General features: G+C 63.7%; 22 protein-coding genes. 11 read left to right on the top strand and 11 right to left on the bottom strand.

The genetic code is table 11. The annotated features are described in order from the left end of the window. Window positions 1–75: 75 nt before the first annotated feature. Together nirK and ABIB80_RS08195 are read left to right on the top strand one after the other, a co-directional pair. Window positions 76–1,173 carry a copper-containing nitrite reductase gene (gene nirK, locus ABIB80_RS08200; RefSeq protein ID WP_007596231.1) on the top strand — a complete coding sequence of 366 codons (1,098 nt, stop codon included), beginning with the start codon at window positions 76–78 and terminating at the stop codon, window positions 1,171–1,173. A 51-nt stretch (window positions 1,174–1,224) separates the two neighbouring features. After that, entirely contained in the window at window positions 1,225–2,103 is an 879-nt protein-coding gene (locus tag ABIB80_RS08195) for an SUMF1/EgtB/PvdO family nonheme iron enzyme (RefSeq protein WP_007596232.1), read from the top strand. A gap of 211 nt (window positions 2,104–2,314) precedes the next feature. Here the strand turns inward: ABIB80_RS08195 and ABIB80_RS08190 are convergent, their stop codons facing one another. Genes ABIB80_RS08190 through ABIB80_RS08180 form a run of 3 tightly spaced genes read right to left on the bottom strand, consistent with a single transcriptional unit; the run spans window position 2,315 to window position 4,345 of the window. Further along, entirely contained in the window at window positions 2,315–2,950 is a 636-nt protein-coding gene (locus ABIB80_RS08190; protein ID WP_007596234.1) for a GNAT family N-acetyltransferase, read from the bottom strand. A 21-nt stretch (window positions 2,951–2,971) separates the two neighbouring features. Continuing rightward, the gene (locus ABIB80_RS08185) at window positions 2,972–3,622 is read right to left on the bottom strand and encodes a CoA transferase subunit B (protein WP_007596236.1); all 651 of its coding nucleotides are present in this window, start codon (window positions 3,620–3,622) and stop codon (window positions 2,972–2,974) included. Between the two features lie 15 nt (window positions 3,623–3,637). Further along, a complete protein-coding gene (locus ABIB80_RS08180; protein WP_007596238.1) occupies window positions 3,638–4,345 on the bottom strand; it encodes a CoA transferase subunit A in 708 nt (235 codons plus the stop codon). A gap of 289 nt (window positions 4,346–4,634) precedes the next feature. Between ABIB80_RS08180 and ABIB80_RS08175 the strand changes: the two genes are divergently transcribed. From ABIB80_RS08175 to ABIB80_RS08155, 5 genes are all read left to right on the top strand, one after another. Beyond that, window positions 4,635–6,563: an AsmA family protein gene (locus ABIB80_RS08175; RefSeq protein ID WP_007596239.1), complete on the top strand. Its 1,929-nt coding sequence runs from the start codon at window positions 4,635–4,637 to the stop codon at window positions 6,561–6,563. Window positions 6,564–6,696: 133 nt separating this feature from the next. Further along, window positions 6,697–8,589, top strand: coding sequence for a WG repeat-containing protein (locus tag ABIB80_RS08170; RefSeq protein WP_198288254.1), 1,893 nt, complete (start codon window positions 6,697–6,699; stop codon window positions 8,587–8,589). A gap of 185 nt (window positions 8,590–8,774) precedes the next feature. Then, complete coding sequence (locus ABIB80_RS08165; RefSeq protein WP_007596242.1) at window positions 8,775–10,160, top strand: ABC transporter substrate-binding protein; 1,386 nt, start codon at window positions 8,775–8,777, stop codon at window positions 10,158–10,160. 94 nt (window positions 10,161–10,254) lie between these two features. Then, the gene (locus tag ABIB80_RS08160; protein ID WP_007596244.1) at window positions 10,255–11,127 is read left to right on the top strand and encodes a carbohydrate ABC transporter permease; all 873 of its coding nucleotides are present in this window, start codon (window positions 10,255–10,257) and stop codon (window positions 11,125–11,127) included. Next, a complete protein-coding gene (locus ABIB80_RS08155) occupies window positions 11,124–11,975 on the top strand; it encodes a carbohydrate ABC transporter permease (RefSeq protein WP_007596245.1) in 852 nt (283 codons plus the stop codon). The genes ABIB80_RS08160 and ABIB80_RS08155 overlap by 4 nt, the downstream gene beginning before the upstream one ends. Here the strand turns inward: ABIB80_RS08155 and ABIB80_RS08150 are convergent. From ABIB80_RS08150 to ABIB80_RS08125, 6 genes are all read right to left on the bottom strand, one after another. Further along, window positions 11,972–12,472 carry a DUF6622 family protein gene (locus ABIB80_RS08150; protein WP_007596247.1) on the bottom strand — a complete coding sequence of 167 codons (501 nt, stop codon included), beginning with the start codon at window positions 12,470–12,472 and terminating at the stop codon, window positions 11,972–11,974. The genes ABIB80_RS08155 and ABIB80_RS08150 overlap by 4 nt on opposite strands. Window positions 12,473–12,485: 13 nt before the next feature. Continuing rightward, window positions 12,486–13,298, bottom strand: a complete 813-nt coding sequence (locus tag ABIB80_RS08145; protein WP_007596248.1) for an ABC transporter permease — start codon at window positions 13,296–13,298, stop codon at window positions 12,486–12,488. A gap of 4 nt (window positions 13,299–13,302) precedes the next feature. Beyond that, entirely contained in the window at window positions 13,303–14,217 is a 915-nt protein-coding gene (locus tag ABIB80_RS08140) for an ABC transporter permease (protein ID WP_354127181.1), read from the bottom strand. Beyond that, the gene (locus ABIB80_RS08135) at window positions 14,214–15,383 is read right to left on the bottom strand and encodes an ABC transporter ATP-binding protein (protein WP_007596250.1); all 1,170 of its coding nucleotides are present in this window, start codon (window positions 15,381–15,383) and stop codon (window positions 14,214–14,216) included. Before ABIB80_RS08135 ends, ABIB80_RS08140 begins: the two co-directional genes overlap by 4 nt. A gap of 75 nt (window positions 15,384–15,458) precedes the next feature. Beyond that, window positions 15,459–16,916, bottom strand: a complete 1,458-nt coding sequence (locus tag ABIB80_RS08130; protein ID WP_007596251.1) for a glycerol-3-phosphate dehydrogenase — start codon at window positions 16,914–16,916, stop codon at window positions 15,459–15,461. A 140-nt stretch (window positions 16,917–17,056) separates the two neighbouring features. Next, on the bottom strand, window positions 17,057–19,744 hold the full coding sequence (locus tag ABIB80_RS08125; protein WP_007596252.1) for a sensor domain-containing protein: 2,688 nt from the start codon (window positions 19,742–19,744) through the stop codon (window positions 17,057–17,059). A gap of 202 nt (window positions 19,745–19,946) precedes the next feature. Here ABIB80_RS08125 and ABIB80_RS08120 point away from each other — a divergent pair, with 202 nt between their 5' ends. Then, the gene (locus tag ABIB80_RS08120; RefSeq protein WP_007596253.1) at window positions 19,947–21,050 is read left to right on the top strand and encodes an NAD(P)/FAD-dependent oxidoreductase; all 1,104 of its coding nucleotides are present in this window, start codon (window positions 19,947–19,949) and stop codon (window positions 21,048–21,050) included. 168 nt (window positions 21,051–21,218) lie between these two features. On the opposite strand, the gene ABIB80_RS08115 is transcribed toward ABIB80_RS08120, so the two are convergent. Next, window positions 21,219–21,398, bottom strand: coding sequence for a YdcH family protein (locus ABIB80_RS08115; protein WP_007596254.1), 180 nt, complete (start codon window positions 21,396–21,398; stop codon window positions 21,219–21,221). Window positions 21,399–21,726: 328 nt separating this feature from the next. Here ABIB80_RS08115 and ABIB80_RS08110 point away from each other — a divergent pair, with 328 nt between their 5' ends. The 3 genes from ABIB80_RS08110 (at window position 21,727) to ABIB80_RS08100 (ending at window position 22,546) form a co-directional block, all read left to right on the top strand. Beyond that, the gene (locus ABIB80_RS08110) at window positions 21,727–21,933 is read left to right on the top strand and encodes a YdcH family protein (protein ID WP_007596255.1); all 207 of its coding nucleotides are present in this window, start codon (window positions 21,727–21,729) and stop codon (window positions 21,931–21,933) included. A gap of 119 nt (window positions 21,934–22,052) precedes the next feature. Continuing rightward, complete coding sequence (locus ABIB80_RS08105; RefSeq protein WP_007596256.1) at window positions 22,053–22,271, top strand: hypothetical protein; 219 nt, start codon at window positions 22,053–22,055, stop codon at window positions 22,269–22,271. A 23-nt stretch (window positions 22,272–22,294) separates the two neighbouring features. After that, window positions 22,295–22,546 carry a hypothetical protein gene (locus tag ABIB80_RS08100; protein ID WP_007596257.1) on the top strand — a complete coding sequence of 84 codons (252 nt, stop codon included), beginning with the start codon at window positions 22,295–22,297 and terminating at the stop codon, window positions 22,544–22,546. Here the strand turns inward: ABIB80_RS08100 and ABIB80_RS08095 are convergent, their stop codons facing one another. Beyond that, window positions 22,547–23,284, bottom strand: coding sequence for a GGDEF domain-containing protein (locus ABIB80_RS08095; RefSeq protein ID WP_083869869.1), 738 nt, complete (start codon window positions 23,282–23,284; stop codon window positions 22,547–22,549). Between the last annotated feature and the right edge of the window lie 38 nt (window positions 23,285–23,322).

The following is a 23,322-nucleotide window of genomic DNA, read 5'->3' as shown; positions in this document are numbered from 1 at the left end:
GCACAAACACACTTGCCGCGATCGGCGCACACTGCATTCCGTCATCAAAACCATTTCAGATGAAGGATGCTTCCGATGTTCACCCGCCGAGCCGCATTGATCAGCGCCGCCGCAACCGCCCTGATGCTGGCGACACCCGCCTTGGCTGCCGATGATCTCAAACTGCCGCGCCAGAAGGTCGAGCTGGTCGCTCCGCCGTTCGTGCACGCGCATGAGCAAGCGACCAAGCAGGGTCCCAAGATCGTAGAGTTCCGACTCACGATCGAGGAGAAGAAGGTCGTCATCGACGAGAAGGGCACCACCTTCCAGGCGATGACCTTCAACGGGTCGATGCCGGGTCCGATGATGGTCGTGCACGAGGGCGACTACGTCGAAACGACGCTGGTCAATCCCGCAACCAATTCCATGCCGCACAACATCGACTTCCATTCCGCGACCGGCGCGCTCGGCGGCGGCGCGCTCACGCTGGTCAATCCCGGCGAGCAGGTCGTCTTGCGCTGGAAGGCAACCAAAACCGGCGTGTTCGTCTACCATTGCGCACCGGGCGGCCCGATGATCCCCTGGCACGTCGTCTCCGGCATGAACGGCGCCGTGATGGTGCTGCCGCGCGACGGCCTCAACGACGGCAAGGGCCACGCACTGAAATACGACAAGATCTACTATGTCGGAGAGCAGGACATGTACGTGCCGCGCGACGACAAGGGCAATTTCAAGTCCTATGAATCGCCGGGCGAAGCCTTCACCGACACCGAAGAGGTGATGAAGAAGCTGATCCCCTCTCATGTCGTGTTCAACGGCAAGGTCGGCGCGCTCACCGGCAAGAATGCGCTGACCGCCAATGTCGGCGAGAACGTGCTGATCGTGCATTCGCAGGCCAATCGCGACAGCCGTCCGCATCTGATCGGCGGCCATGGCGACTATGTCTGGGAGACCGGCAAGTTCTCCAACGCGCCGGAGACCGGGCTTGAGACGTGGTTCATCCGCGGCGGCTCGGCGGGAGCTGCGCTGTACAAGTTCATGCAGCCCGGCATCTACGCCTATGTCACGCACAATCTGATCGAAGCCGCCGACCTCGGCGCCACCGCGCACTTCAAGGTCGAAGGCAAGTGGAACGACGATTTGATGACGCAGGTGAAGGCCCCTGCCGATATCCCGGCCCCCAACACCAACTAGACGCGACGAGGGGCCGGTGAATGACCGGCCCCTTTTCCTTGGGGAACGACCATGCTGATCGCATTCAAGTTGAAACTGCTGCTCGCCTGCGCCGCCGGGCTTGCAGGGCCGATCGCGGTGGCGCCGCTCGTGTCGGAGATCGGGACCCACGGCGCTGCGACGGAGCCCGCCATCGTCAGGGTCGCGCCAGGCAGCCTGTCCTATCGCGAGGCCGGCGATTTCACGCGTGCCGGGCAGCAGGCGGAAGCGCCGCTGCGCGCGATGCGCTTCGAGAGGCCGCTGTACATCATGCGGCATCAGGTCTCGTCATCCGACTATCAGATTTGCGTGCAGGAGGGCGCTTGCCGCGCGCTTGATCGCGGCGTGGCAATCGCCTCCGATCGACCCGCGGTGCAGGTGAGCTGGCATGATGCCGAGGCTTATGCGGGTTGGCTCTCGCGCAAGACCGGTCACAGTTACCGCCTGCCGAGCGACGTGGAATGGGCCTTTGCGGCCGGCTCCCGATTCAGGGATGACGGCCTTCCGGTGGACGCAACAGATCCATCGAAGCGCTGGATCGGCCGCTATGAACGTGAATCCGAACGCGACCTCTTCGACACGACGACCTATCCGTTTGGCAGGTTCGGTGTGAACGAGCACAGCATCGAAGATCTCGCCGGCAATGTCTGGGAGTGGACCTCGACCTGCTTCGTGCGCTCGCGGATCGACGCAGCCGGCAATGCCGGCCGTCCCACCGTGAACTGCGGTGTGCGCGTCGCCGAAGGCGCGCACCGCGCCTATGTCACCGATTTCATCCGCGACGCCCGCGCGGGCGGCTGCGCACAGGGCGTCCCTCCCGCCAATCTCGGCTTCCGCCTGGTTCGAGAGGAAACGTCCTGGGTCGCAAGCGTGTCGGCGCGGTGGAGCAAGACGTGGGCAGCGAGGTCGTAGCGGATCTAAACGCGAGGGAAGATCGACGCCGGCGCCTCATATTCGGTCATTGCGAGCGCAGCGACTTGTCCGCCGAAGCCTCGGCGAAGGCGGAAGCAATCCAGAATCTTTCTGCGGAGACAGTCTGGATTGCTTCGTCGCAAGAGCTCCTCGCAATGACGAAATTGCGGCGCGCGCCCGGCGCTCAACCGTCACTGCACGCGCGGCGTGCTCAGATCGCCCGCACGAACATGCGAAAGCCCGGCGCACCGATGATCGCCTCGAAGGCAGGATCGCGCTTCTCCTCGGCAAGGACGAAGCCGGCCTTGGCATAAGCGCGCTCGGCGGGCTCGTTGCCGATCAGGAACGATATCGTCGCCCGGGCAAATCCAGCTGCCCGCCCCTTCTCCAGCGCATGCGCGATCAGTGACTGCACCAGGCCGCGGCCGCGATAGGCGGGATCAGTCGCGACATACTCGATCATCCAATCGCCCTCGCCGCCCTGAACCCAGCAGGCGCGCGTGTAGCCGGCGCGTTGACGAATGGCCTCCAGCTCTGCCGGGGCGAGCCCGGACGCGGCTGCGACTTCTTCGATCGCACGCCAAGCCGCTGGTCCCGTGCCGGCCGCCGGTAGCGCGCACAAGGCGGCAGCAGGCTTGCCATCGATCTCGGCGACCAGAAATTGCGAGACGTGCCACATCGACACTGCGCGGGCGACTGCGACGCGCGCGATGAAAGCGCGGCACTGTGTTTCAGGCCAACCGAGCGCAACGTCGAACCAGCCGCGCGGCCGGTAGCCGCGCTGCGATGACAGGATGGTTTGTGCGATGAAATCGGCGTCTTCGGGACGCGCAGACCGTATCGTCATGCGCGCCCCTTCGCGAAAACCTTACGTGTTCTTCAGCGCGACGCGGAATTCGGCTTCGGTCTTGGCCTTGACCTCGTCGAGCGAGACGCCGTCGGCGAGCTCGATCAGCGCCATGCCGCCGCTGCCGTGCTTGTCGATGGTGAAGACGGCCAGGTCGGTCACGACCATGTCGACCACGCGCTCGCCGGTCAGCGGCAAATTGCATTGCTTCAGGAGCTTTGGACCGTCCTTGGCCGAATGCTCCATCACCACGACCACGCGCTTGACGCCGGCGACGAGATCCATCGCGCCGCCCATGCCCTTGACCATCTTGCCGGGGATCATCCAGTTGGCGAGATCGCCGTTCTGGGCCACCTGCATGGCGCCGAGGATCGACAGATCCATGTGGCCGCCACGGATCATGCCGAAGGAATCCGCGCTCGAGAAGTACGAGGTCGACGGCAGCTCGCTGACGGTCTGCTTGCCGGCGTTGATGAGATCGGCGTCCTCTTCACCCTCATAGGGGAACGGGCCCATGCCGAGCATGCCGTTCTCGCTCTGAAGGCTGACGTCCATGCCGTCGGGGATGTAATTCGAGACCAGCGTCGGGATGCCGATGCCGAGATTGACGTAATAGCCGTCACGCAGTTCCTTCGCGGCGCGCGCAGCCATCTGTTCACGGGTCCAGGCCATCTTAGTCTCCTGATCTCAAGCTGCCGTGCGCGGGCGGGTGTTGCGGAATTCGATGCGCTTCTTGGCCGTTCCGACCTCGACGATGCGCTTGACGAAAAGACCGGGTGTGTGGATGTGGTCGGGATCGAGTTCGCCGGCCGGAACCAGATGCTCGACCTCGGCCACCGTGACCTTGGCGGCCGTCGCCATCATCGGGTTAAAGTTGCGCGCGGTCTTGCGGTAGATGAGGTTACCTGCGGTGTCGCCCTTCCAGGCGTGGACGATGGCGAGGTCGGCGAACAGGCCGCGCTCCATCAGGTATTTCTGCCCGTCGAATTCCTTCACTTCCTTGCCTTCGGCGATCAGCGTGCCGACGCCGGTCTTGGTGTAGAAGGCCGGAATGCCGGCACCGCCGGCGCGGATGCGCTCGGCCAGCGTGCCCTGCGGATTGAATTCGAGTTCCAGCTCGCCGGCGAGGAATTGCTGGGCGAACAGCTTGTTCTCGCCGACATAGGACGAGATCATTTTCTTGATCTGACGGGTTTCGAGCAGGCGGCTGAGGCCAATGCCGTCGACGCCGGCATTGTTTGAGACCACCGTCAGGTCCTTGACGCCGGAGTCGCGGATCGCGTCCGACAGCGTCTCGGCGATGCCGCAAAGGCCGAAGCCGCCCGACATGATCATCATGCCGTCTTTCAGAACACCCTCGAGAGCCGACTTGGCGTCGGGATAGACCTTGTTCATGCAAATTACCTTCGAGTGAACCTTCGGCTTGCAGGCGTCGCGCCTTAGTGGCGGCGATTATTAGGCGAAATCGTCCGAAGCCGTCAATGATACGGGGTTCTCCGCTCCACCCCTGGGTGATAGAAGCTGCCCAAGCCGTGGGCGCAACCGTTCCCGCGGCCTTGAAAGCGACAAGAAAACCCATCAAGTTGCGGCACTTAACACAATAGGTCTTGGGCGTGGGGCGCGCAGGTTTCCCGGCCCGCCTTCTGGCTCCAGCGACCAACTCGATCAGGACATGCCATTGACCATGGCCCAAGGAATGAAGCGCCTCGGGACGCCGATCGCGGCGCTGCTCGGCGTGGCGCTGATCGCCCTGATCGCGACCTCATGGCTCATCAACCGCGACGCGCTGCGCAAGGCGGTGGAAACGCAGATCCGCGACGTCACCGGGCTCGAGGTCAATGTCGCGGGCGCGATCGACATTTCGGTGCTGCCGGCAAGCTACATCTCCTTCCATGACGTCGGCCTGAAGGGCGGCGGCACCAGCGATCCCGCGCTCCATGTCGACGTGCTCACCGCGAACCTGCGGCTGCTGCCGCTGCTGCTGCAACGGTTCGAGATCGCCGACCTGACGCTGCTGCGGCCGCGCATCCATGTCAGCCTGAAGCCGGACGGCGAAAGCAACTGGACGCCGTTCATCCAGACCATCGCGCGCACCATGAAGCCCGGCGCCGAGAATCAAGTGTCGTTCTCCGAGATCCGGATCCAGGACGGCGTGCTCGATTACGAGGACGCCGCCATGCACGGCACCGAGAAGTTCGAGGACATCGACCTCTCGCTGGCCTGGCCCTCGATCTCGCGCTCCTTCGCTGCGACCGGACAATTCGACTGGCGCGGCGAACGGGTCGACGGCTCGATCAGCTTTGCCGATTTCGTCGCCGCGCTCTCCGGCGAGCGCTCGGGGTTGAAGGCGCGAATCGCGAGCGCACCGCTCAAGCTCGCCTTCGACGGCAGCGTCGCCAACCGCACCAGCCCGATGATGGAGGGCACGCTCACCATCGACAGCCCGTCCTTGCGCAACGCGCTACGCTGGACCGGCCAGCCGCAGCCCGCCAGCGGCGGCTTCGGCCGCTTCGCGTTGAAGGCGCGGGCCAATGTCGTCGGCGCGTCGATCGCGCTCACCAATGTCAATGTCGAGCTCGACGGCAACACCGCTGAGGGCGTGATGACCTACGCCAATAACGGCCGGCAGACGCTGCAGGCGACGCTCGCAGCTGACGCGCTCGACTTCACACCCTATATCTCGACCTTCCGCCTGCTCGCGAGCGGCGCGCGCGACTGGAACAGGCAGCTGTTCGATCTCAACGCCTTGTCGACCACCGACCTCGACATGCGCCTGTCGGCCGCCAAGCTGACGGTCGGGGCGTCGAAACTCGGCCGCACCGCGATCGGCGCGAATCTGCGCAACGGCACGCTGGCGCTCTCGGTCGGCGAGGCCCAGGTCTATGGCGGCATCGCCAAGGGCTCGTTCGGCATCGCGCGCTCCGACACCGTGGCCGACATCAAGGCGCAATTCCAGTTCACCGACGTCGACCTTCAGGCCTGCGCCTCCGAGCTGTTCGGTATCAACAAGCTGTCCGGGCGCGGCAACATCAACGTCTCGCTCGTCGCGTCCGGCTCGAGCCCGTTCGGCCTCGTACAGTCGCTCGACGGCAGCGCCACCGTGACCGGGCATGATGGCGCGATCGCGGGCTTCAATGCCGAGCAGCTCCTGAAGCGGCTCGAGCGGCGGCCGCTGTCCGGCGGCGGCAATTTCCGCAACGGCTCGACCCCTTACGACAATCTCACCATCGCGGTGAAGTTCTCCGACGGCATCGCCACCGCCGAGGACATCCGCGTCGAAGGACCGGCGGCGAAGATCACGATGACCGGCACCGCCTCGGTGCCGACCCGCGAATACGACATGAAGGGCGTGGCCAGCCTCAACAGCGCGTCGGGGTTCGAATTGCCCTTCGTGGTGCAGGGCCCCTGGGACGACCCCCTCGTCTTCCCCGATCCGGAAAGCCTGATCCGCCGCTCGCCGGCCTCTGCGCCCCTGCTCGACATGCTGAAAGACCGCAAGCCGGGCGACGCGGTGCGCTCCGCGATCGAGCGCATCACCGGCACCGGAAAACGTCCCGCACCCGCCGAAGCGCCGACGGCGGAGAACGCCAAGGAAGGCGCGAAGTCGAACTAGTCCTGAGCGGATCGCGGACGCGGAACGCCTCCGCCAACGCATAAGAGCCGTCCGTATTTCGCCACGATGGTCTCATACCTGAGGTTGAAGCAGGAGGAGACATCGCCCAATGGGAAGCTTTGGAAGATGCCGGGTGGCCGCCGTTATTGCGGCACTCGCGCTGGTCACCGTCGCGAGCGCCTCGCATGCGCAAGACGTTTCACGACCGGAGTCTGTTGATCGCCCCTCCGCTCTTCTCCTTCCTGCCGGGAAGGTCATTTTCGACGCCGCGGTGGCTCGTGCCAACAGGGGCACAAACGGCTTCGGCCTGCCCCCTTCGTTCCCACTGCCCTCGTGCGGATTTCCTGATGGGCTTTGCGGCGCGGTGAACCGCGACGGCACGCTTGCTGTGCCGGCCGAATACGATTGGGTCGATACCTTCCATGAAGGGCGCGCGCTGGTGCGATCGAATGGTCGCTATGGCTATGTCGACACAAGCGGTCATGTGATCGCAAAGCCGCAATATCCGATTGCAGATCGCTTCTCGCACGGATTTGCGCAGATCGACGTCGGCGGCCGATCCGGTCTGATCGACCTCGACGGCAACACCGCGCTCGAGCCGAAGTTTGGCTACGTCATTCCCTTCACCGAGAAGGTCTTCTTTGCCACCGAGGGCCGGACCACGTCAGGAGGCATCGCGGGCACGGAGCAGTTCAGCCATGGGATTTTCGAGTTCGTCGGCGCGATCGCCGACAGCAGAGCGGTCACTGCGACAGGCAAATGGGGCCTCGTGGACCGCTCCGGCGCCTGGCTTGTTCCGCCGTCTCCCAACGCGATCCTGCCTTTTGACACCGAAGGTACGGCGCTCATGCTGGCGAGGGTCGATTCAGGATGGGGTGTGATACGTCCCGACGGAAGCTGGGAGATCGAACCAAAATTCCAGCAGCTTGGTTCGTTTGTTGATGGGATGGCCCCCGCAAAGGTCGATGACCATTGGGGTTTCATTGATCGCGCGGGACGCCTCAAGATCGAGCCGAAATTCGAGAACGTCCATCAATTTGTACACGGCGCGAAATTTACCCCAGCCCGCCTGAACGGCCGATGGGGCCTGGTAGATCGCACCGGCGAATGGGTCGTCCAGCCCCAATACGAAAACATATCTCTGAAGGGGACTGCGCCATGGTCGTGGGACATTCAGAACGAGAAGAAGCATGGCTATCTCGATGAAAACGCCAAGCTCATTGTCCCGCCCCTATTCGATTTTTCGGTCGGGCGATGCGCCAATGGACGCATTGTCGGGGAGATCGACAGGCAGCCGCGAATTCTTGATGAGAATGGCAAGTCGATCGAGCCGCAGGAGGGTGAGCTATCGAGGCCGGTGACCTGCGACGGACCTTATATCCTCAAGATCAGCGGTAAATTTGCCTATGCGGCAGCCGATCTCACGCCGATGACGGCACAGCGGTTTGACCGTGCCGGCCCTTTCGTCGGCTCTCTTGCTGTCGCCGGTTTTGGGGACAAATTCGGATTGTTGAGAACTGACATCACCTGGGCCATAGAACCCACGCTCGATGCGATCTCTCCAGGCTTGCCGAATGGTTCGGTTCTAGCGCGGCTGGACGACAGGAACGGCATCATCGATGCCTCGACCGGTGCATGGATCACCAAGCAGCCTTTCGAACGCATCTGCCACATCAGGCCTGATATGGCCATGGCATTCGAGGGGGGTAAACGCGGCATCCTTGATGCCCATGGCTCCTGGCTAATCAAACCGCGAGAGGGACGGATGGGCATTCGCCTCGAGGATGGCTTGGTCCCGGCCCAATCGGGCGGGCATTGGGGCTTCATGAATGTGGAAGGAAAAATGGTGATCGAGGCGAGATTCGATGCACCGACGTTTTTTGATCGTGGCATCAACTGGACCAGTACCGACGCCTCTTGGTGTCCGATCGACCGCAGGGGACAGCCGATCGAAGGCCTTCAATGCCAGCCGTCGGACCCGCTAAAGAGACAGTTTGGCGTATTTGCATGTCAGCTCGGGCCCTGAGACCTCACGCGAATTGATCAGGGCGAATTGATGCGGCGATTGGATCGATGCCGCACATTAAGCATCTCCTCTCGCCCGACACCCCACGACCTATGTCTGACAAGAAGCCGCTAGATCGGATAGCGGCCATGCGCTAGTGTTTTATACGACTGGTTAAAAACACCGGCCGTTTGAGGGAGAAAAACGTGAAATCCAAGGTTATTGGCGCAGTATCACTGGCGGTCGCTGCGGCCGGGCTGCTTGCAGCCGCTGCACCCGCATTTGCGCAGCAGAAGACGATTACGGTCTGGTGGGGCAAGGGCTTCTACCGCTCCGAAGACGACGCGCTGCTCGAGACGATCAAGAAGTTCGAAGCCAAGACCGGAATCAAGGTCGAATTGTCGCAGTACGCGATCCAGGACATGATTCCGAAGACGGTCGCCGCGCTCGATGCCGGCACCGTGCCCGACGTCGCCTATTCCGACTCTTATGACGTGCAGGCCCAGGGCAAGTGGGCCTACGAGGGCAAGCTCGAGGATCTCACCGACGTCATGGAGCCGATCAAGGGCCGGTTCGTGCAGAACACGCTGGACGCCTCGATCCTCTATAACGACGTCACCAAGAAGAAGGCCTATTACGGCTTCCCGCTGAAGCAGCAGAGCATGCACGTCCAGATCTGGAACGACATGCTGGAGAAGGCCGGCTTCAAGCAGAGCGACATTCCGACCGACTGGGCGGGGTACTGGACGTTCTGGTGCGACAAGGTGCAACCGGGAATCCGCAAAGCCACTGGCCAGCGCATCTACGCCGTCGGCCAGCCGATGGGCGTAGAATCCACCGACGCCTTCCAGTCGTTCTACACCTTCATGGATGCCTACCACGTCAAGCTGGTCGACGACGACGGCAAGCTCACGGTCGACGATCCCACGGTCCGCGAGAACCTGATCAAGGCCATGAAGGACTACACCGACACTTATATCAAGGGCTGCACGCCACCGTCCTCCACGACCTGGAAGGATCCGGACAACAACGTCGCGTTCCACAACAAGACCATCGTGATGACCCACAACTTCACGATCTCGATCGCGGCTAAGTGGTATGAGGACTCGCAGAACCAGGCGCTCACGCAAGAGCAGCGCGACGCCGGCAAGAAGGCTTATGAGCAGGACATCATCACGGCGTCCTTCCCCAAGGCGCCGGATGGGTCGACCATCCGCTACCGCTCCGACGTCAAGACCGGGCTGGTCTTCAGCGTTGCCAAGAACAAGGCCGAGGCCAAGCAGTTCATCAGCTTCCTGCTCCAGGAAGAGAACGTTCGCCCCTATATCGAGGGCGCGCTCGGCCGCTGGTTCCCGGTGACGAAGGAAAGCCAGGCCAGCCCGTTCTGGCAGGCCGACAAGCACCGCAAGGCGGTGTACGCCCAGTTCACGGGCGGCACCGCGCCGTTCGATTTCACCAAGAACTGGAAGTTCACGATTCTCAACAACGAGAACGTGTGGGCCAAGGCGATGAACCGGGTGGTGAGCGAGAAGGTTCCGGTCGACAAGGCCGTCGACGAACTGATCGCCCGCATCAAGCAGGTCGCGGGTTAAGTCATCATCCCCTCGCCCCGCCCAGCGGGTGAAGGTATAAGAACAGTACCGGCCGCGTTTCGCGGCCGGCAACTCTTTGAAGAGTCCAAAAAGAATGGCGATTACGCTCTCTGGTGATCAGTCGATCCCCGCACCGCCCTTGTCGTCGCGGCTGACCCCGACGCAAATCTGGGGCATCGTGCTGCTCGCACCCTATTTGCTCGTTTTCCTTGCCTTCGTCGTCTACCCCGTCTGTTACGGGCTATGGCTGGCGCGGGCCCCGTCGAATTATGTCGCGCTCTATAACGACCCGATCTTCGCGCGCGCCGCCGTCAACACGCTGATCTTCCTGGTCATCGGCATCAACATCAAGATGCTGATCGCGCTGTTTTTGTCCGGCTTCTTCGCGCAGCAGCGCACCTGGATCAAATGGCTCTCGGTGGTCTTCATCCTGCCCTGGGCAGTGCCGTCAATTCCGACCATCCTGTCGGTGCGCTTCATGTTCAACCCCGAATGGGGCATGGTCAACCACCTCATCTTCAACTTGACCGGTGATGACGGCCCGAACTGGCTGAACGACCCGACCGTGGCGCTGACCATGGCAATCGGCGTCCACATCTGGAAATCGCTGCCGTTCTGGACGCTGATCCTGATGACCGGACGGCTTGCGATCGCGCAAGATCTGTTCGAGGCCGCCGAGGTCGACGGCGCCAGCTGGTGGCAGAAATTCCGTTACATCACCTGGCCGTCGCTGCAGATGCTCTACATCACCTGCACGCTGCTCTCGATGATCTGGACGCTCGGCGACTTCAACAGCGTCTATCTGCTCACCGGCGGCGGCCCGGCCGACCTCACGCACGTGTTGTCGACACTCGGCATCCGCTATCTCCGGCTCGACCAGCTCTCGCTCGCGATGGCCTCCATCGTCTGCGCGATACCGTTCGTCCTGCCGCTGATGTACTTCATGATGAAACGGTTGTCGCGATGAAGCTTCCCTCTCTCCGTGACGTCGCGACCGAGGCGCGGCTGCTCCTGATCGGCATTCCCGTCCTGCTCTGGACGATGATACCGATCTATCACATGTTCCTGTTCGCGATCTCGCCGAAGGAGGACGCGTTCTCGGGCAAGCTGTGGCCGGATCATCCGACGCTGCACAACTTCGAAATCGTGTTCAAGCAGCAGCATTACTTCCTGCGGGACTTCTACGTGCAGTTCTGGAATTCGCTGGTGATCGCGGCAGCCGTCGGCGTGCTCACGCTCGTCATCGCAACCGCGGCTGCGTTCTCGATCTCGCGGTTGCGCGTGCCCGGCGGGCGCATCGTGATGAACCTCGCGCTGTTCACCTATTTCATCCCGGCAGCGTTCCTCGCGGTGCCGATGTATCGCACCATGGGCAATTACGGCCTGCTCAACAATCATTGGTCGCTGATCCTGGCCATGGTGACGATCGCGAGCCCTTATGCGATCTGGGTGCTCAAGCAGGCCTCCGACAAGCTGCCGGTCGAGCTGGACGAGGCCGCGGTGATGGACGGCGCGACGACTCTCCAGATCTTCCGCCTGGTCTACTTGCCGCTGATGATGCCCTCGCTGGTCGCGATCGGCACCTATGCGGTGCTGCTCGCTTGGAACGAATATCTCTACGCGTTCCTGCTGCTCTCAAACGATCGCGAGATCACCCTCCCTGTCGCGCTCGGCAACTTCCTCGCCGCCGACGACTCGCCGTGGGAGCTGTTGATGACGACCGGCTTCATCTACGCGCTGCCGCCGGCCGCCATCTACTACGCCTTCCGCCGCTACATGGTGGGCGGGCTCACGGCGGGTGCGGTGAAGTCCTAAACATCGGCCGCGCGCTTGCTGCGATATGCGATCAGAAGCGCGACCGTCGAGCCGATGAAATAGCCGGCGGTCGCGCCCGAAATGGCGCGGCCGGCGATGAAGGCCACCGCGCGATCGCCCGCATCGATCGCCGAGATCACGCCAACCGTGTACTGCAGAGAGAACACGACGAGGTTGCGGACCAGCGCAAACGCGCTGCCGGGACGAATGATCTCCCCGGTCGTGTGATCGACATCGAACGGACGCGGCGTCAGGACGCCGAGCGGCAGTAGCGCCAGTGCCGCCGCGATCCAGGCGATCAGCGGCCATGTGCCGTCGTGATGTCCAAAGCCGATCCGTGAGACGCCCCAAACGATGAACACGGCCGGCACGATCAGCGCGCGCCAGATCGGCGTCCTGCGCGGCTGCATCGCCTTGATGCCCTGCCAGACCAGATAGGCGAACAAGGGCCAGACCCAGAGCGGCGTATGGACGAGGACCTGGTAGGTGAATATCACAATGCCTCCCCTCTCAAAGCGGCGCCGCGCTTTCGCCCTGCGAGCTCGACAATTTCGAGGCGAGCGAGGCGATCACGATGACGACCGCGATCAAGGCGATCACCAGCGTGCAGATCGCGTTGATCTCGGGCTTCACTCCCAGCCGTACCTCTGAATAGATCCGGATCGGCAGCGTCGCGGAGCCCGGGCCGGTGGTGAAGCTCGCGATCACGAGATCGTCCAGCGACAGCGTGAAGGCGAGCATCCAGCCCGCGACGATCGCGGGCGCAATCAGCGGCAGCGTCACGGCCACGAACGCCCGCACGGGGTCGCAGCCGAGGTCCATCGCGGCCTCTTCTAATGAACGGTCGAGCGAGCCGAGGCGGGACTGCACGACGACGGCGACGAAGCACATCGTCAGCGTGGTGTGGGCGATCGTCACCGTCCAGAAGCCGCGCTCGGCGTTCAGCGCCACGAACAGCAGCAGCAGCGACAATCCGGTGATCACCTCCGGCATCACCAGCGGCGCATAGAGCATGCCGGAGAACAGGGTGCGGCCGCGAAACCGCTCGCCGCGCGACAGCGCCACGGCGGCGAGCGTGCCGATCAGGGTCGCAATGGTCGCCGACGAAACCGCGACGCGCAGGCTCATCCAGGCCGCCTCGATCATGGCGCGGTCATTGAAGAACTCGTGATACCAGCGCAGCGACCAGCCACCCCACACCGTCACCAGCCGCGAGGCGTTGAAGGAATAGATCACGAGGATCAGGATCGGCAGATAGAGGAAAGCCAGACCCAGCGCGAGCGAGACGACGTTGAAGCGGGACAGGCGGGAGACCTTGCGCATCGCCTCACCGCCCCTGTTCCAGCTGCCGCTTCTGCAGCCGTTCGTACAGCAGCAGCGGGACCAGCAGCACCACCAACAACACGATGGCCGCGGCGGAGGCGACCGGCCAGTCCTTGTTGGTGAAGAATTCGAGCCACAGGGTCTGACCGATCATCAGCGCATTGGAGCCGGCCAGGAGATCCGGAATGACGAACTCGCCGACGATGGGGATGAAGCACAGCAGCACGCCGGCGCCGACGCCGGGCAGCGACAGCGGGAAGGTGACGAGCCAGAACACCTGCCAGCGCGGTGCGCCGAGATCGGAGGCGGCCTCCTCCAGCACCGGCTCCATTTTGGCGAGCGTGGCATAGAGCGGCAGGATCATGAACGGCAGGTAGGAATAGACGATGCCGATATACATCGCGCTGTCGGTGGAGAGCCACACCACCGGCTGGCTGACGAGATGCAACGCAAGCAGGATCTGGTTGAGCAGGCCGTCATGCTGGAGAATGTTGATCCAGGCATAGATGCGGATCAGGAACGAGGTCCAGAACGGCACGATCACCAGCACCATCGCCACGGCCTGCCAGCGCGTCGGCAGCCGCGCCATGCCGTAGGCGATGGGATAACCGATCAGGAGCAACAGCGCGGTCGCGGTGACGGCGACGGTGAGGCTACGCACATAGGCGAACACGTAAATATCGTCGGAGACGAGCAGCCTGAAATTGTCGATCGACAGCGCAGCAAAGGCGGCCTTCAGCGCCCCCCATCCCGCCATCAGGTCGAACACCGGCTCGTAAGGCGGCTGCGCGATCGCCGTCTGCGACAGGCTGATCTTCAGCACGAAGCCGAACGGCACCAGGAAGAACAGCACCATCCAGACATAGGGCGCGATCGCGGCAAGGCGAGCGGGTCGCGCAAAAATGCGGCGCGCGCTCATGACGGCAGCACCACGCAGTCGTCGGGCGTGAACCAGGCGACGACAGGCTGGTTCAGGCTGTAGGCGTCGACATCGAGGCGCGCGCTGTTGGCGACCGAAGCCTGCAGCATCCCGCCGGCGTCCAGCTTCACCTTGTAAGTGGTGGTGCCGCCGAGATAGCAGATGTCGGCGATCACGCCGTCCAGCTGGTTGATCGCCGTTTCATGACCGGCTTCCCGCACCGGACCGCGGCGCGACAGCTTGACCTTCTCGGGGCGGATCGCAACCGATAATCTGCCCTCGCCGAACGGCTCGCGCGGCTCCGCCACCACCAGCGCGCCCGCATCGCGCGTGCCGATGACCAGACGATGACCGTCGCGCAATTTGGACTCGGCGTCGAACAGGTTGACGTCACCGACAAACTCCGCGATCCAGCGCGAGCGTGGCGCCTCGTAGAGCTCGCGCGGGCTGGCGACCTGCGCGAGCTTGCCGTCCCTCATCACACCGATCCGGCTCGCCATCGTCATCGCCTCTTCCTGGTCGTGCGTGACGATGATGAAGGTCATGCCAAGCCGGCGCTGAAGCTCCATCAGCTCGCCTTGGGTGTTTTCGCGCAGCTTCTTGTCCAGCGCTGCGAGCGGCTCGTCGAGCAGAAGCAGCTGCGGGCGTCGCGCCAGTGCGCGCGCCAACGCCACGCGCTGGCGCTGGCCACCGGAGAGCTGATCGGGCTTGCGCTTCTCGAGCCCTTCGAGCTTCACCAGCGCGACCATCTCCGCAACGCGCGTGGCGATGTCGGCGCGCGCCATGCCGGCGCGCTTCAGGCCGAAGGCGATGTTGTCGCGCACCGACAGGTGCGGAAACAGCGCGTAGTTCTGGAACATCATGTTGATCGGCCGCTCATGCGGCAGCGCCTGCGCGATGTCCTTGCCGCCGAGCAGGATGCGCCCTTGATCCGGCGCTTCGAAACCGGCGAGCATGCGCAGAAGCGTGGTCTTGCCGCAGCCGCTGGGCCCGAGCAGTGCAAAGAACTCGCCGGCCTTGATGTCGAGCGACACGCCGTCGACGGCCCGGAACGTCCCGAACGACTTGGCGACGCCCTCGATGCGCAGCAGCGGCTCGCCGGCCGCGAACTGCGTCTCTCCAACCGCAGCCGCAGCCGCGTCTGTTCCGGGCAACTCGTCAGTCATGGTCCCTGCCAACCCCAATCCCGCCGCACGCTAGCGGCCGATCGTCCCTCACTCAACCAATTAGAGGCGGTTCGTTCACGCATTCGCCATGAACGCAGCCAGCGCATCGCATTCCTGTGCGGACATCGTCAGGCCGAGCTTGGAGCGGCGCCACAGGATGTCCTCGGGAAAACGCGCCCATTCGTGGGTCATGAGATAGCGCACCTCGGCGCCCGTCAGCTCGGGACCGAAGGCGGCGCCGAGATCGTCCCGGGTCTTCGCCTCGGCAAGCACGACCGATAGCCGCGAGCCATAGGCCGCGACGAGGCGTTGGGCCTGCGTCTCCGACAGAAAGCGCCAACGGTCGCGCGCAAGATCGACCTCGGTGTCGAAACGGTCCCAGGCAAAATCTCCGCCGGGCAGCGCCGCGCCGGCGGTCCAGGGCGGCGACATCGGATAGAACGGCGTCAACTTCGTCACCGCGCGCTCCGCCCGCAGGCGCGAGGTGGTGACGTCACCGCCGAACATCGTGATCAGCGGCGCCTTGCGCCGCCGCGCGTCGAACAGCGTCGTGCCGTCACGCCGGCGCGCGGACGCCAGCGTCAGGTTGACGCCGGAGACCGCGCGCACCACGTCGGTCGGGGCAACGCGCTCGCGGAAATAGCGGCTCGCCGCTTCGCAGAGATAGCCGACATCGGCCCCCGGCATCGCGACGATCGCGGGATCGCCGGTGAAATCGTGCGTTACTGTTCCGATCAGGGTGAAATCGCGCTCGATAGGACTCGCGAAGATCAGCCGGCCATCGCTGTTCTGGAAGACGTAGACGTTATCGGAATCAAACAACCGCGGGACGATGATCTGGCTCATCTGCGTCGCCACCATGGCGGGTTGCGGCTGCCGCAGCACGGTCTCGGCGACCATCGACGTCCAGCCGCCGGTGGCGTTGGCCAGTGCCCGGGCCGTGATCGTGCGACGATGGCCGCGGTCGACCACCGCGAGCCGCCATGTATCGGTTCGATCGGCACGCACACAGCGCGCTCCAGTCCGAATCACGGCGCCGCGCTCGGCCGCATCCAGTGCCGTGAGCACCACCAGTCGGGAATCGTCGACGACGCAGTCCGAATATTCGAAGGCCGTGCCGAACGGTCGTTTCAGCGCGTTGCCGACCGGATGATGCGTGATGTCGAGGGTCGCCGTTGCAGGCAGGCCGCTCCGGCCGGTGAGGCTGTCGTAGAGGAATAGGCCAACGCGCAGCAGCCATGGTGGGCGCTCGTCGGAATGCGCCGGGATCACGAAGCGCATCGGCCGAACCAGATGCGGCGCGATCCGCAGCCAGGTCCGGCGCTCGGCCAACGCTCGGCGCACCCGTCGGAAGCCGCGCCGTTCCAGGACCGAGAGATCGCCGTGGATCAGCCGCGGTGTTGCCGAGGACGCCGCGCCGCCGAGATCGCCCTGCTCCAACAGGATGACCCGCAGGCCGCGGCCGGCGGCATCGCGCGCGAGGCTGACACCGTTCAGGCCGCCACCGATGATCGCAAAATCGTAATCCGCCATAAAGCCGTCGAATGGGAGCGAAAGAAACGCCCACCCTCACTAGAGCCATTTCCGTTCCGATGAAATCGGAACGGGGCTCTAGATTTGAGTTTGGCGCGTTTTCTTGACGCGAACCGGCAGCCACTTCGCTCGAAACCGCTTTAGCCGGTCTTGAGCGCAAGCTCCATGACTTCGGCGCGACCGACGAGGCCGGCATATTTCCCGATCGGCAGGGGCTTGCCGAGCAGATAGCCCTGCACGCCGTCACAGCCTTCCGCGGCGAGGAAGGCAAGCTGTTCCAGCGTCTCGACGCCCTCGGCGACGATCGACATTTCCAGGCCATGCCCGAGATCGATCACCGCGCGCACGATCGCTGCCGATTGCGGGTTGCGGCCGAGATTGATGATGAAGGCGCGGTCGATCTTGATCTTGTCGAACGGGAACGCCTGGAGATAGCTCAGCGATGAATAACCGCTGCCGAAATCGTCCATGGAAATGCGCACGCCGAGCGCCTTGAGCCGGCGCAGCAGCGCAAGGCCGCGATCGAAGTCCTCGATCAGCACCCCCTCGGTGATCTCGAGCTCGAGCCGGCCGGGGGCAAGACCCGTCTCGAGCAGGATGGAATGGACGAGCCCGACCACGTCGCCGTGCATGAACTGCGCCGGCGACAGGTTGACCGCGATCTGAAGCGGCGTCGGCCAGGACGCGGCTTCGCGGCAGGCCTCGCGCAGGATCCACTCGCCCATCTCGACGATCAGGCCGCTTTCCTCCGCGATCGGGATGAATTCGGCCGGGGAGACCTGGCCGCGCACCGGATGCTGCCAGCGCGCCAGCGCCTCGAAGCCGATGATCTCGCTCTCGGCGACGCTGTGGCCCGCTGCTCCCTGCGGCTGGAAGGCGAGCGAGAGCTCGCCGTTCTTGATCGCCATCGAGAGATCCTGGTGCAGCACGCGGCGATCGCGGATCTGCTGGTCCATCTCCGGCTGGAACAGGCTGATCGTGCCGCGCGATTTCTGCTTGGCGCGGAACAGCGCCGCGCCGGCGTTGGCGAGCAGCGAGGCGGCGTCGGCGCCGTTGTGCGGGAAGATCGACATGCCGGTGGTGACGCCGGCACGGACCGGGCGGCCGTCGATCTGGAATTCCTTGGCGACGGCATCACCGATCTGCTGCGCCAGCGCGAGACCTGCCTCCGGCTGCTTGCCGTCGATGATCAGGCCGAACTCGTCGCCAGACAGGCGCGCCACCACGCCGCCGCGCGCGGAGTCCTGGAGCCGCTGGGCCACCTCGACCAGGAGCTTGTCGCCGTGCGCATGACCGAAGACGTCATTGACCTCCTTGAGGCCGTCGAGATCGACGCACAGAACCGCGAACTCCTCGCCGGTGCCCTCGCAGGCCTCGATCATCTGGGTCAACGCCTGCAGGAAAGCGGCACGGTTCGGCAAATCGGTGAGGCCGTCGTGATAGGCCATGTGCGCCATGCGCGACTCGGTCTGCCGGCGATCGGTGACGTCCTCGTGGGTCTTGATCAGATATTGCGGCTCGCCGGTGTCGCTCAGCACGGTAGCGCGGCGGGTGAGAAACAGCCGCAGCCCGTCCTTGGTGGAGATCGGGTGCTCTTCGGTGATCATCCCGCGCTTCTTGATCGCGGCTTCGTCGCGCGCGATGATCAGCTTGGCTTCCTTGGGATTGAAGATGTCGGACGCGGTCAGGCCCGTGGCTTCCTCACGCCTGCGGTTGAGGATCGTCTCCGCGCTGCGGTTGGCGAGCAGGTAGCGGCCGTCCTTGACCTGCTCGACGATCAGGGCCACCGGGATGTTGTCGACCACGAGCTCCAGGAACTTCTTCGTGCTCTCCAGCTCCTTCGACAGCGAGCGGCGATCGGTGATGTCCTCGAACACGAGCATCAGGAATTCGGGCTTGTTGCTCTCGTTGCGGACCACGATCCGGATCGAGGCAACCATGCGCCGCTCACCGGCGCGGTCGACCTCGAATTCGTTGCGAAACTGGCCGTCCTGCGAATCGAGTGCCGCCCGGTCGGTCGCCTCGATGCTGTCCGCCGAGACAGGCGCAAACAGCTCGCGCGCGGTCTTGCCGACGACATGGTCGCGCGAGAACCCCCAGAACCGCTCATAAGCGCTGTTGGCGAAGATGTAGCGACCATCCTCGATGTTCTTCGCGGCCACGCAGGCCGGCACGTGGTCCAGCAATGTTTCCAGGAACTGCTTGGTGGAGGCGAGCTGCCGCGACAGCCTGCGCTGCTCGCTGACGTCCAGATGCGTCGTCACCGAGCCGCCATTGGGCAGCACGAAATATTTCACCAGGATGGCCCGCCCGTCCGGCAGTTCGGTGATCAAGCCGTTGGTGCTTGCCGCCTTCTCATAGAACTCGTCGTTGGAGGCGCCCCCGAGCACACCGCGCTTGCGTCGCAGCTCAAGGAGTTCGTAGCCATTCATGTCGGCCCAGAGATCCGACCGCGCCAGGCCGTAAATCTCGAGATAGCGGTCGTTGCAGAAGATGATGCGCCGCTGCGCATCCGTCATCACCACGCCCTGGTTGAGATTGTTCATCGCGGAGGAGACGAAGGCATTGCGCCGCAGCTGCAGACGCTTGGTCCGGCGCAGCGAGGAATGGATCCACAGCGCGATCGCGACGAGGAACGAGCAGATCACGATGCCCGCGATCAGGGCTTCCCAGATCACGTTGGGATCGAGGTGGCCGAGATAGCTCGGAGGAGTGAAGCTGTCGGAGAGGGCAAAGGCGCGCGCAGGCGTCACCGCTGCGGCCAGGCACACGACGGCCTGCACCGCAATCGGAAGCGCGCTGCCCGCGTGCCAGTTCTTCTCAGCCATCAGCCACCCGCGATTTCAACGTCGGATTGTCTGGCCTCGCGGGTTTGGATCGGGTAAACGCCTGTACGCGCAACGAAAAAATGTGGCATCAAATACGGCAATTGCCCTGACATGATAAATGCTTCGTTAACGGAAAACGCCCCCGCGCCGCCGGTCCCAGGCGTGAGGCCATCGTCGCTTCGAGCGGACGTCCTGCACTACCATGGATAGGGTCGACTGCGTCGTCGTCGGAGCCGGCGTGATCGGGCTCGCGGTGGCTCGCAAGCTGGCGCAAGCCGGGCGCGAGGTGATCGTGCTCGAGGAAGCCGAGGCCATCGGCACCATCACCTCCTCGCGCAACAGCGAGGTGATCCATGCCGGCATCTACTATCGCGCCGGAAGCTGGATGGCGCGCATGTGCGTCGACGGCAAGCACGCGCTTTACCGTTACTGTTCCGAGCGCGGCATCCCGCACAGGAATAGCGGCAAGCTGATCGTCGCGACCAATCCGAAAGAGACCGAGAAGCTGCAATCGATCAAGGCGCATGCCGAGGCCAACGGCGTGCTCGACATGCAGTTGCTCACGGGCGATGCGGCATGTGCGCTTGAGCCGGCGCTCGCCTGCGACGCCGCGCTGCTGTCGCCGTCGACTGGCATCATAGACAGCCACGCCTACATGCTCTCGCTGCGCGGCGAAGCCGAGGACGCGGGCGCGGCCTTCGCGTTTCACACCCCGCTGATCCGTGCCAAGGCCACCGCCGGCGTCATTGAAATCGAGGCGGGCGGCGAAGCGCCGATGACGCTGCAATGCAGCCTCCTCGTCAACGCCGCCGGGCTCTCGGCGACCACGGTGGCGCGCAACATCGAGGGCATGCCGCTGGAACGGATCCCGACGGCCTACCTCGCCAAGGGAAACTACTTCAGCTGCAATGCCAGGGCGCCGTTCTCGCGCCTGATCTATCCGGTGCCCGAGCCCGGCGGGCTAGGGGTGCATCTGACGCTGGACATGGCCGGGCAGGCACGTTTCGGCCCCGACGTCGAATGGATCGAGACGATCAATTATGAGGTCGACCCATCACGCGCCGAGCGCTTCTATCCGGCGATCCGCAAATACTGGCCGACGCTGCCTGACGGCGCGCTAATGCCGAGCTATTCGGGCATCCGCCCGAAGATCGTGCCGCCGGCGGTGGCCACGCAGGATTTCTTGATGCAGGGCCCGCGCGATCACGGCGTCGAAGGCCTGATCAACCTGTTCGGCATCGAGTCGCCCGGGTTGACGTCATCGCTTGCGATCGCGGATCACGTCGCCGAGCTCGCAAATGTCTAGTGGTTTAAAGCGAAGTGGATTCCAGTTGCGCGTAAAGAACCGCGTCCAGACAAGAAGCTAGAGCCGCACAAATCCTTGCACGGTGCGCGCCTTGCAGCAGGGATGAGCGCAAAGACTCCCATCCCTGCCTGAAAGGGTGCGATCAACTCTACGCTGTTACGGGGGTTGCTAGTGGAGCGTGTCGCCGTGCCTGAGACGCTCGATCTGGTCCTTGACCATCAACTTCCGGCGCTTCAACTCAACAATTTGCAGGTCGTCTGTTGAAAGGTGCACGAGAGCTTCGTGCAATTCGTTTTCGAGAGTTTTATGCTTCCGCTCCAATTCAACCAGATGTGCCTGAATTGTCATTCGAAACCTCCTCGGTAGGGGTGAACCTTGGATTCGACCGGACGAGGAAGTGTACATCACCGATTCGTTCTGTCGATGGATATCAGTCGTCGCAGTGTCATTTTTAAAAATTCATATGTAACGAAGCGTGAGTAAGGGAACCACGCGGGAAAAATCCGTGATATCAATGCGCTTGCGCAACGCCGCAGCGACCGGCAGAAATATCTCGCGGGAGATCGGCGCAGGACAGCCCGAGATCGCTTGCGATCACGGCGCGCAAGGACGATAGTTTCCACAGGGCATCCACAGCCTTAATCTCACGCCTATCGGTTTTTCGGCCACCGCAGACATGACCAATGAAGATGCGCGCGAACTCGAATCCGAGCTCGCCCGGTTGCACCAGGAACACCGAGATCTCGATGTGGCGATCGATGCACTGCATCAATCGCCCGCGCCCGACCTGTTGCGGTTACAGCGGTTGAAGAAACGCAAGCTGTTGTTGCGTGACCGTATCGCGTTCATCGAAGACCAGATCACGCCCGACATCATCGCCTGATCCACAGGAGGAGAGCTTTACGGCAGCTCGCCGCACGCGAATCCGCTTGACTCGAAAGGAACAAAATAAGAACATTTGCGCACCAACGCCCCCAGGAAAACCGTCCAAGGAAAACGCAGATGTCGGCAACCGCCCTTCTCGACAACAGCCATTATGAACAAGCCTGCGATCAGGCGATCGCGATGTGCGACGGCAATCTGCGCAGCACCATCAAGGCGCTGATCATGGCCAATGAATATCTGGAGGCCGAGCTGGAGGAATTGCAGGCGGCCATTTCCGCCGGCTGCATTCCGGAGACCTCACGCAGCAAGATGCGGAGCAAGAGCAGCGCAGCCTGAGCTGTCAGCTATCGGAGCCGACCATGTCCGATGTCACCTATTACGTTGCATTACCTTTCCTGACCGACGAGGACGGATCGCCGGTCGCAGGTGCGGCCGAGGAATGCCAGACCGCGGCGGCCGCGTTACGGCGCGCCGAGGTTATGTCGCACGGCGCCGGCCACACCGGCGCCGTCGCGTTCAGCCGCAGCGGCGATCCCATGACCGGCGAATTCGGCGACGCCAAACTGCTTCGCAGCTTTGGCAACGTACCGAAGGACCTCGGCACGCTTTAACTAGCTGCTGACGAGCCTGATGCGCGGCTCGTGCCGCCGGTGCGCCTTGCGCACATACATCGCGGCATCGGCCTCTTCCAGGGCGCGCGCGGCGTCGGACTGTACCCCGAGCAGGGCCACGCCGGCGGAAGCGCCCGCGCTCACGTGCTGGCCGCGAAAGACAAAGGACAATTCGTCGACAGCCTGCTCGAAGGCCGCGGCCTTCGCCTTGGCGTCGGTCTCGCTGAGATTCCAGAGCAGCAGCGCGAACTCGTCGCCGCCGAGCCGGCCGACCACGTCGGAGGCGCGGATCTGCCGCGTCAGCGTGGTGGCAATCGCCTTCAGCACCTCGTCGCCGGCCGCATGGCCGAAGGAATCGTTGATCGGCTTCAGCCGATCGACGTCGAGCACGATCAGCGCGCCGCTGGCGCGGTAGCGCTTCATGTAGGCGACGGCGCGTCCGAGTTCGCGTTCGAAGCCGCGCCGGTTCGGAATTTCGAGCAGGAAGTCGGTGTCGGCGGCCGCCTCGAGCTCCGCGACTCGCCGCAGCGCCCCCTTCAGCTTGCTCCGGAGGTCACGGATGGTCGCGTTGATGGCCGTCTTGATGACCGCTTTGGCGCCGTCATCGGCAGACGCTCCGCGTCGCGACGGTCTGGTCGGACGCTTGACCGGACGCTTAGGAGCAACTTTGGAGCGAGCGGCGCTGGTTTTCGGGCCCTTTTTGGCCTTCGCAGCGCTCGCCCTTTTTGGTTTCTTCATGGGCATCCTGCTCAATGAAGGCTTGCGGGGATTCACCA

It is taken from the genome of Bradyrhizobium sp. i1.15.2 (assembly GCF_040548425.1).
GTDB lineage: Bacteria > Pseudomonadota > Alphaproteobacteria > Rhizobiales > Xanthobacteraceae > Bradyrhizobium > Bradyrhizobium canariense.
This window is presented reverse-complemented; position numbering and strand designations above follow the sequence as displayed.